At 73.9% G+C, this 9,271-nt stretch carries 9 protein-coding genes; 4 read left to right on the top strand and 5 right to left on the bottom strand.

The window, feature by feature from the left end; genetic code table 11:
• From NBZ83_RS26080 to NBZ83_RS26070, 3 genes are all read right to left on the bottom strand, one after another.
• The coding region (locus NBZ83_RS26080) for an FAD-dependent monooxygenase (RefSeq protein WP_261575986.1) at positions 1 to 266 on the bottom strand (266 nt) is incomplete at its 3' end.
• Positions 267 to 332: 66 nt separating this feature from the next.
• Positions 333 to 1,220, bottom strand: a complete 888-nt coding sequence (locus NBZ83_RS26075) for a PaaI family thioesterase (RefSeq protein WP_261575985.1) — start codon at positions 1,218 to 1,220, stop codon at positions 333 to 335.
• On the bottom strand, positions 1,217 to 1,978 hold the full coding sequence (locus NBZ83_RS26070) for an SDR family oxidoreductase (RefSeq protein WP_251748410.1): 762 nt from the start codon (positions 1,976 to 1,978) through the stop codon (positions 1,217 to 1,219). Before NBZ83_RS26070 ends, NBZ83_RS26075 begins: the two co-directional genes overlap by 4 nt.
• Positions 1,979 to 2,232: 254 nt before the next feature.
• Here NBZ83_RS26070 and NBZ83_RS26065 point away from each other — a divergent pair, with 254 nt between their 5' ends.
• Positions 2,233 to 3,024, top strand: coding sequence for a FadR/GntR family transcriptional regulator (locus NBZ83_RS26065; RefSeq protein ID WP_261567266.1), 792 nt, complete (start codon positions 2,233 to 2,235; stop codon positions 3,022 to 3,024).
• A gap of 50 nt (positions 3,025 to 3,074) precedes the next feature.
• Here NBZ83_RS26065 and NBZ83_RS26060 read toward each other — a convergent pair whose 3' ends face one another.
• Positions 3,075 to 4,253, bottom strand: coding sequence for an acyl-CoA dehydrogenase family protein (locus NBZ83_RS26060; protein ID WP_261567265.1), 1,179 nt, complete (start codon positions 4,251 to 4,253; stop codon positions 3,075 to 3,077).
• Positions 4,254 to 4,394: 141 nt separating this feature from the next.
• On the opposite strand from NBZ83_RS26060, the gene NBZ83_RS26055 reads away from it, so the two are divergent.
• Positions 4,395 to 5,621: an acyl-CoA dehydrogenase family protein gene (locus NBZ83_RS26055; protein WP_261567264.1), complete on the top strand. Its 1,227-nt coding sequence runs from the start codon at positions 4,395 to 4,397 to the stop codon at positions 5,619 to 5,621.
• On the opposite strand, the gene NBZ83_RS26050 is transcribed toward NBZ83_RS26055, so the two are convergent.
• Entirely contained in the window at positions 5,598 to 6,428 is an 831-nt protein-coding gene (locus NBZ83_RS26050; protein WP_261575984.1) for a FadR/GntR family transcriptional regulator, read from the bottom strand. The genes NBZ83_RS26055 and NBZ83_RS26050 overlap by 24 nt on opposite strands.
• Positions 6,429 to 6,813: 385 nt before the next feature.
• Here NBZ83_RS26050 and NBZ83_RS26045 point away from each other — a divergent pair, with 385 nt between their 5' ends.
• Positions 6,814 to 8,040 (top strand): ABC transporter substrate-binding protein, encoded by a 1,227-nt coding sequence (locus tag NBZ83_RS26045; RefSeq protein WP_261575983.1) that lies wholly within the window; start codon positions 6,814 to 6,816, stop codon positions 8,038 to 8,040.
• A gap of 90 nt (positions 8,041 to 8,130) precedes the next feature.
• Entirely contained in the window at positions 8,131 to 9,228 is a 1,098-nt protein-coding gene (locus NBZ83_RS26040; protein ID WP_261567261.1) for a CaiB/BaiF CoA transferase family protein, read from the top strand.
• The last annotated feature ends 43 nt before the right edge of the window (positions 9,229 to 9,271 follow it).

The following is a 9,271-nucleotide window of genomic DNA, read 5'->3' as shown; positions in this document are numbered from 1 at the left end:
ACCCCCTGCCGCCCGCCCGCGTCGTGTACCTCGATCTGGCGCAGCGGATGACCGCGGCGCACCGCCTCGGCGGCCAGGCCCAGGTCGTCGAGCAGCATCAGCGTGCGGCCGCTGACGGCGAGGGCGCGGCTGCCGGGAGGTCGGGTGGTGGCCCGGTCCACAACTCGGGCGGGCACCCCGCGCCGCACCAGCTCGGCGGCGAGCAGCAGACCGGTCGGGCCGGCGCCGACGATCAGGACGCTTACCCGGTCCTCGGGACTCCGCATGCGTGCACCGTAGTGACGTCACTCAGCGTAGGCAAATCCTGACCACCGTGGCGGCGGCCGTGACGGTCAGCGCTCGCGGATCACCGTCGCCACCGTGTACGGACGGCCCGCCGGGCCGCCTGCGCTGACCTCGTACACGGCCAGGGAACGGCCGCGGTGGACCGCGCGGGTCGTGAAGGTGACGGGATGGCTGCCGTCGCCGGGGCGCAGGAAGCTGATCCGGACCGACGTGGTGTGCGGCGGCCCGTCCGGGTCCGCCAGCGCCACCGCGAGCTCGGAGCCGCACAGCAGCACACCGCCGTGCACCGTGTTGTGCGGGTTCTGCATCCCGGGACCGCTCGGCAGGACGAGCGCCGGCCAGCCCGCCTCGGGCCGCGTCTCCCCGGCGGCCGGCACCGACCCGGCCGCCGGCGGCGACGCCTGCTCGGGGATCGCCCCGGCCGACGCCGACGCCGACGGCAGATCGAGGGTCTCGAACAGGGAGCCGTGGTCCGCGGGTGGCAGGGGCGGGCGCATGCCGCCTGGCGGCAGGATGTCCGCCGGCACGTAGCGGCAGCGGCCGGTGGCCACGGCCACCACCCGGCCCTCGCCGTCGAACACGGTGGCCGCCGCGAGCCCGCCGACGATGTCGCGGCCGAGTAGCGTCGCGTGCGCGGTCAGCTCCGGGCCGGGCCACGGCGGGGGGACGACGATCTCCAGCGAGAGCTGGGAGGTCACCGAATGCTGGTCGCCGAGGCGGGCCCGCAGGATCGTCGAGCCGAGCGCGTCATCGACGACGACGCCGAGCGACCCGACCGTCATGACGCCGCCCGGCCCGGCGAGCCACGGGCCGGTCCGCATCCGCACCCGGGTGCCGTCGTCGCCGTGGGTGGGAGGCTGCACCCGGAACCGGGTCTCGGCGTACTCGCGGGCCTCGACCTCGTGCGGCTCGGCCCGTCCGGTCGTCGTGGTCAAGCCTTCGGCCCGCCGGCGACGTAGATGATCTGGCCGGAGACGAAGCCGGCGCCCTCGCTGACGAAGAACGACACGGTGTGCGCGATGTCGTCGACCTCGCCGACCCGGCCGACCGGGATCACCCCCGACGACGCGGCGACGTACTCCTCCCAGGTCTTGCCCATGCGGGCGGCGGTGGCCCGGGTCATGTCGCTGGCGATGAAGCCCGGCGCGATGCAGTTCGCGGTGACGCCGAACTTGCCGAGCTCGATCGCCGCCGTCTTCGTGAAGCCCTGCAGGCCGGCCTTGGCGGTGGAGTAGTTCAACTGGCCGCGGTTGCCCAGCGCCGACGTGCTCGACAGGTTGACGATGCGGCCCCAGCCGGCGTCGACCATGTGCTTCTGAACCGCGCGGGTCATCAGGAACGCGCCGCGCAGGTGCACGCCGATCACCGAGTCCCAGTCGGCCTCGCTCATCTTGAACAGCAGATTGTCCCGGGTGATGCCGGCGTTGTTGATCAGCACGGTCGGCGCCCCGAGCCCCTCGGTGACGGCCGCGACCGCCGCGGTGACCTGCTCGGGGTCGGCGACGTCCGCGCCGACCGCCAGGGCGCGACCGCCGGCCGCGGTGATCGCCTCGACGGTGCCCTTGGCGGCGGCCTCCTCCAGGTCGAGCACGGCGACCGCCAGGCCGTCGTGGGACAGGCGCTGGGCGATCGCGGCGCCGATGCCACGGGCCGCCCCGGTGACGATCGCGACGCGGGTGGGGGTTTCGGACACGGACGCACTCCTAGTGGTCGAGGTCACGGCTTGTTTAGATCACGGCTTGTCGAGGTCACGGCTTGTCGAGGTCACGGAGGCCCCCAGGGCACATTTGCGCTGACCTTCCGGCCAGTCAAGCGAATGGTCATCCTGGGCGGCCGGCGTGCCGCGGCGATCTGCGGCGTTGGCCGGATGTGGGGTATGAAGGAATCGGTTGTAGAGCGGGCCGGTACCGCCGGCGACGCGAATGTCGTCGTGAGGAAGCTGCGGACATGTCTGTTGCCGAGCCGGTCGGAGCCGCCCACGAGGAACGCCCGGAGGCGGACCGGCGGGTGCGCCAGCCGAAGTCGGCCGAACTCGTCGCCAGCCACCTGCGCCGGCAGATCGTGCGCGGGGAGCTCGCCGCCGGCGAGGCGTTGCCCTCCGAAAGCGCACTGATGGCCCAGTTCCACGTCTCGCGTCCGACGCTGCGCGAGGCGTTTCGCGTGCTGGAAAGCGAATCGCTCATCCTGGTGCGGATGGGGCCGGGCGGCGGGGCGCGGGTGCGCCCCCCGAACGTCGACGTCGCCGCCCGCTACGCCGGCCTGATCCTGCAGCACCAGGGCACCGGGCTTGCCGACGTGCTGCAGGTCCGCGAGGTCACCGAGCCGCAGGCGGTCGCTCACCTCGCCCGTGCCGGCGGCCCGGGAGAGATCGCCCGGCTGCGGGCGGCCCTGGAGGAGCCGGCCGACCCCGCCGCGTCGCCGCTGGAGACGCTGCGTCGCCTCGAGCGGTTCCATCCGTTGTTGATCGAGCTGACCGGCAACCAGACGCTGCAGGTCCTCATGCGCATGATCGAGCACATCGTGGAGCTCGCCGACCGGTCGCGGGTGCAGTCGGACGCCGGCTCGCCCGACCTGGCCACGGCGGTCGCCCGCAGCCGCGCCGCCCACGCCCGGGTCGTCGACCTCATCGAGGCCCGCGACGCCGAACGCGCCGAGCGGCTGTGGCGCCGCCACCTGGTCGCCGGCCGGGACTACCTGGAACGCGGCGACGGCACCACCGTCCTGGACGTGTTCGGCTGAACCGTCCGCCCGGCGCCGGCTGCCGGCCACGCGCCGCCCGCCGGTCGGGCTCAACGCCGCGTGAGCCCGGCCAGCACGTCGGGCGACACGGCCCCGTCCGGCGCGGCGGACACCTGGGCGGTGATGCCGGCGAGCGCGGCGATGCGGTCGAGCTGCTGCTGCGGGTCGCGCAGCAGCAGCCGGTCGGTCGTGGCCCGCTTGAGGTAGAGGTGGGCGGAATGCTCCCAGGTGAAGCCGATGCCGCCGTGTACCTGGACGTTCTCACCGGCGGCGAGCAGGGCCGCCTCCGAGCAGGTCAGGCCGGCGATGCTGGCCACCTCGGGCAGCTCGGCGGGGGCCTCGTCGGCCGTCCACGCCGCGTACATCGTCGCGGACACGGCGGCCTCCACCTCCAGCAGCACGCTCGCCAGCTTGTGCTTGATCGCCTGGAAGGAGCCGATCGGCCGGCCGAACTGCACGCGCTGGCCGGCGTACTCCACCGCCGACGCCAGGGCCGCCTCGGCGACGCCGAGCTGCTCGGCGGCGAGCAGGGTGACCGCCACGTCCAGGGTCCGGGCCAGGGCCGGCGCCCCGGCGCCGTCGGCGCCGAGCAGGACACCGGGCGTGCCGGCGAGGGTCACCCGGGTCACCCGCCGGGTCGGGTCGACGACGGGCAGCGCCTCGACGGTCAGCCCCGCCGCGCCCGCGTCGACGAGGAACAGCGACGTCCCGGCGGCGGTGGTGGCGGTGACGACGAACAACCCGGCGCTCTGCCCGTCGAGCACCCAGTCCTTGACACCGGTCAGCGCCCAGCCGTCCCCGGCGCGCTCGGCCGTCGTGGCGGGCGTGGCGTCCCAGGCCCGGCCGTGTTCGCGGGCGGCGAGGGTACCGGTGATGGTGCCGGCGGCCAGGCCGGGCAGGTGGGCGGCGGCGGCCGCGGCGTCGCCGGCGTGCAGCAGCGCCTGGGTGGCGAGGCTGGTCGACAGCAGCGGCGCGCACAGCAGGCTGCGCCCGGCCTCGTTGAACGCGATGCCCAGCTCGACGAGGCCGAACCCGGCCCCGCCGTACTCCTCCGGCACGGCGAGAGCCGGTAGCTCCAGCTCGTCGCACAGCCGCTGCCAGGTGCCCGGGTCCCACCCGGTGTCGGTGGCCATGTCGCGGCGCACCGCATCGGCGTCGGCGACCTCGGTGAAGAAGCGCCGGATGCCGCGGCGCAGCTCTTCGTGCTCGGGACTGTACCGGAACTGCACGGAACCTCCAGCGGAGGACGGGGCCGGGCACCGCGATGCGACGGCGGGATCGGTGGACGTTGGCGGGACCCTGTGCTCGAGACACAAGGATAGGGATATTGTTTACCTAATTCTAGCCGTCGCGGGTGTGTGGAGGTTCGGGTGGACACGCGGTATCCGGCGGAGGTCGAGCAGTTCCGTGCCGAGGTGCGGGCAGTGCTGGCGGAGGAACTGCCCCCGGGCTGGCCGGGGACGGGGGCGCTGGGCGACGCGGCGGCGGTGCGCGAGTTCGTGGTCGGCTGGCGTTCGACGCTGTTCCGCCGTGGGCTGCTGGGGGTGGCCTGGCCGGTGGAGTTCGGCGGCCGGGGGCTGACCACCCTGCATCAGGTGGTGCTGGTGGAGGAGCTGACCCGGGCCGGGGTGCCGTTCGGGGTGCAGCCGCAGGACTCCACGAGCGTGAAGATGCTGGGCAACACCCTGCTGCGCTACGGCACCGAGGCGCAGAAGGCGGCGATCCTGCCACACCTGCTGTCCGGCCAGCAGGTGTGGTGCCAGGGGTTCTCCGAGCCGAACGCCGGCTCCGACCTCGCCGCCGCGGCCACCCGGGCGCGCCTGGTCGACGGCGAGTGGCACATCGACGGACAGAAGATCTGGACGTCGGGGGCGCACCGCAGCACGGGAATCTTCGTGCTGGCGCGCACCGAGCCCGAGGCGGCCAAGCACCGGGGGCTGTCGTTCCTGCTGGTGCCGCTGGACCAGCCGGGAGTCGAGGTGCGCACGATCCGGCACATGACCGGCGGGGAGGACTTCTGCGAGGTGTTCTTCACCGACGCCCGCTGCCCCGCGGACGCCATCGTCGGCCGGCCCGGTGAGGGGTGGAAGGTCGCCTCGACCCTGCTGACCTACGAACGCGGCGAGGAGGCGGCGACCAACCCGATCCTGTTCGCCGCCGAGCTCGACCGGCTGGTGGAGCTGGCGCGCCGGCGCGGCGTCGCGGACGATCCCGTGGTGCGTCGGCGGCTGGCGTACTTCCGGGCCCGGGTGGAGGTCATGCGCTTCCTGGGCTACCGGATCCTCAGCGACGTGCTGGCCGGTGGTGAGCTGGGGGCGGCGTCGTCGGTGTCGAAGCTCTACTGGAGCGAGTACCACCGCGAGGTCACCCAGCTGGCGTTGGACATCGAGGGGCTCGACGGCCTGGTGCTCGTCGGCAAGGGCCCGTCGCGGCCGCTGCGGACCGACGACCCGGGCGCCGACCCGGAGTCGACGACGAGCTGGTGGGAGGTCTCGCTGAACGCCCGGGCGGGGACGGTGTACGCGGGCACCTCGGAGGTGCAGCGCAACATCCTCGCCGAGCGCGTCCTGGGCCTACCCCGCGAGCCAGCCGCCTGAGGCGAGGGGCGCCCCGAGCTCCCCGGGGCGCCCGAGCAGGTCCAGGGTGGCCTCGTTGCGTCCGCCCTGGCCGAGGTAGCGGGCGCCGGCGCCGAGGTGGCGCCGCCACAGGTCCTGCGCGCCGGCGGCGTCCCCGGTCTCGACGAGGTCGACCAGGGTGGCGTGCACCCGCACGGTGTCGCGCTCGGCGCGTTCCAGTTCCGGGGTGCCGAGGTCGGCCTTGACCCGTGTCCAGGTCGTCCGGTTGATGATCTCGCCGAGCAGGTTGATCAGCAGGGCGAGCGTCTCGTTGCCGGCGAGATTGACCACGAGGGTGTGGAACTCGTTGTGCAGCCGCACTCCCTGGGCCTGGTCGGTGGCCGCGGCGTGCTCGGCCAGGGACACGCGCAGCGCCCGCAGGTCGGCCTTGGTGCGCCGGCGCGCGAGGGCGGCGGCCGTCGGCGGCTCGAGCATCAGCCGGGCGTCCCAGACGTCGGCGACGGTGGTGCCGCGGTGCTCCAGGACCAGCCCCGCGTAGCGGGCCGCGACCGCCGGGTTCGGTGACTGGACGCGGGCCCCCCCGCCGGCGCCCCGGCGGACCGTGATGAGCGACTCCGCCTCCAGGATGCGCAACGCCTCCCGCAGGGTGGGCCGCGAGACCCCGTACTGCCCCATGAGCACGGCCTCGGGTGGCAGCGCCTGGCCCTCGGCGAGGGTGTTGCGGATGATGGCCTGCCGCAGATCCGAGGCGACCAGCTCGGCCATCTTGGGTACGCGTACCCGCCGGCCGATGGCGTCGCGTGGCCGTTGCGGACCGCCTGCGGCCACGCTGTCTCCTTCGATCGAGCGGACGAGCGGACGGAGGAGCGGAGGAGCGGAGGAGCGGATGAAGGGCATTCTAATATGTAGATTATTTAACCTTCAAGATTGCCGGGTCCCGGGCTCGAGCCCAGCTACGGAGCGCCGCTGCGGCGGCGTGACGGCCAGCACCCGCGAGCCGGCGAACTGGCACCTGTCGCGGTGTTTCGTTAACGTCACAACTGGCTGGTAGGCGCGTTATGTCACGGCGGAAGCCCCGCGGACGGCCGCCGACCGCGCTACGACGATCCGCGGGTACCGGAGAGTGCACGTCCAGGCGTGCCCGGAACGGCCCTTCGCCTCCGCGGGTCCGTGTTCCGCATGTCCCTCGTGCCCGTTCGGGAGTCCCGCCGCTATGCCTCGCCGCCGAATATGTCTGGTTCTGACCGTCGCGTTGCTCGCGCTGGGCACCCTGCTGGGCGCCTGCTCGTCGGGCACGCAGCCCGCGGCCGCCGACTGCGACACCCCCGGGGTCAGCGCGGACCAGGTCCGCTTAGGCCTGCTCTACCCGGACTCGGGCCCGACCGCGTCGTCGCTGGCCGCCGTGCGGGCCGCGATCGACGCCCGGCTGGGCCTGGCGAACGCCCGCGGCGGCATCCACGGACGGAAGATCGTCTACGACTGGCGCGACGACCAGGGCACGACGGAGGCGAACGCGATCGGCGCCCGGGAGCTGATCGAGGGCAAGCAGGACTTCGGCCTCCTCGAGTACTCGCTGGCCGCCGACGGCAGCGCGCGCTACCTCGCCGAGCGGGACGTGCCCGTGGCGGGCCTGGCCGCCAGCGACAGCTGGTCGACCAACCGGAACATGTTCTCGTTCTCCTACACCACCGGTTCGGTGTCCGACACCTACGGCACCTTCGTGAAGTCCCGCGGTGGCACCCGGGCGATCCTGCTCACCACCGCCCTGTCCACGGGTGTCAGCGACGCCGGCGGCCGGATCGCCGCGAGCCTGCGCGCGGTCGGCATCCCCGTCGTCGACCAGTTCAGCTACACCGCGAACGCCGACAGCCCGGCCGACCTCGCCCGGCGGCTCGCCGCCACCGGCGCCAACACGCTGATCACCGTCGTCGGCACCCCGGACCTGCCGGCGGTGCTGCGTGAGCTGCCCGCCACCGGGTGGAAGCCGAAGGTGATCCTCTCGGCCAGCGGCTATGACAGCGCGCTGCTGGCCGACGCGGGTGGCGTCATGGCCGGCGTCGTCGTGCCGGTGTTCTACCGGCCCTTCGAGGCCGGCGGGGCGCCCATCGCCGGCTACCTCGACGCGATGACGCGCTTCGCCCCCCAGATCGCCAAACCCCGCCAGGACCTCGCGATGATCGCCTACATCGACACGGATCTGTTCCTGCGGGGGCTGCAGGAGGCCGGCGCCTGCCCGACCCGGCTGGGCTTCGTCGACGCCCTGCGCTCGGTGCGCAGCTACGACGCCGGGGGCCTGATCTCGCCCATCGACCTGAGCACCAGCCTGGGCCGGCCCACCACCTGCCTCGCGTTCGTCCAGGCCAACGCCGCCGGGTCCTTCGACGTCCTCGACGAGCGACTGTGCGGCCGGGAGCTGCCGGCGCCGGGCGGAGCCGGCTGACCGCTGGACGCGTCGATCGGAGAGCCGGTCGCGGCGAAATCCGCTAAACACGTGGACAGAGCTTCATTTTCGCCGAGACCCGGAGGTCAGATGGATCGGGGAGCGGGACCGCTGGCCGGACTGCGCGTGCTGGAGCTCGCCGGCCTCGGGCAGGTGGCGATGGCCGCGATGGCGCTCGCCGACCTCGGCGCCGACGTGGTGCGCCTGGACCGGCCGGGCGGTGGGCCCTACCCGGCCACGGCGGGCGATCCGGTCCTGCGCGGTCGCCGGCACGTGACGGTCGACCTGCGCTCCCCGCAGGGCCGGGACACCGCCCTCGACCTCGCCGCGGCGGCCGACGTCGTGTTGGAGGCGATGCGTCCCGGCGTCGCCGAGCGGCTCGGGATCGGCCCGGGGGACTGCCTCGCCCGCAACCCCCGGCTGGTCTACGGGCGGATCACCGGCTGGGGCCAGCAGGGGCCGCTGGCCCAGCAGGCCGGCCACGACATCAACTACATCGCGCTGACCGGTGTGCTCGGGGCACTGGGGCGTGCCGACGAGCGGCCGCTGCCGCCGCTGAACCTGCTCGGCTTCGCCGGCGGCGCGATGCAGGGCGTCATCGGGGTGCTCGCGGCGCTGCACGAGGTGCAGCGCTCCGGGCGGGGCCAGGTCGTCGACGCCGCCATCGTCGACGGCGTCAGCCTGCTCGCCCAGATGGTCTGGTCGTTCCGCGGCCAGGGGCGGTGGAACGACGCCCGCGAGAGCAACCTCTTCGACGGGCACGCCCCGTTCTTCGACACCTACACCTGCGCCGACGGCCGGTTCGTCGCCGTCGCGGCGCTGGAGGCGGCCTTCTACGCGAACCTGCTGCGCGGCCTGGGCCTCGCTGACGCCGACCTCCCGCCGCAGGACGACGAGGCGGGCTGGCCGGTGCTGCGCGCCCGGTTCACCGAGACCTTCGCGGGGCGCACCCGCGACGAGTGGGTGGCCGCCTTCGCCGACCTCGACGCCTGCCTCACCCCGGTGCTGACCTTCGACGAGGTGGCCGCGCACCCGCAGATCGCCGCCCGCGGCACGGTCGTCGAACTCGACGGCATCACCCAGGCCGCACCGACCCCGCGCTTCTCCGCCACCCCGGCGCCATCCCCGCGCCCACACACCGACCCCGAGCCGGTCGAGAAGGTCCTCGCCGCCTGGCGCGACCGTTGACCGCCCGCCTGAAAAGCGGAAGGTCGGCGGTTCGACCCCGCCC

The sequence above is a fragment of the Frankia gtarii genome (assembly GCF_025403375.1).
Classification (GTDB): Bacteria; Actinomycetota; Actinomycetes; order Frankiales; family Frankiaceae; genus Frankia; species Frankia gtarii.
This window is presented reverse-complemented; position numbering and strand designations above follow the sequence as displayed.

Coding starts and splice junctions, on each gene's coding strand:
- NBZ83_RS26065 (WP_261567266.1), top strand. CDS start 2,233: ATGTCTGTTGCCGAGCCGGTCGGAGCCGCCCACGAGGAACGCCCGGAG.
- NBZ83_RS26045 (WP_261575983.1), top strand. CDS start 6,814: ATGCCTCGCCGCCGAATATGTCTGGTTCTGACCGTCGCGTTGCTCGCG.
- NBZ83_RS26040 (WP_261567261.1), top strand. CDS start 8,131: ATGGATCGGGGAGCGGGACCGCTGGCCGGACTGCGCGTGCTGGAGCTC.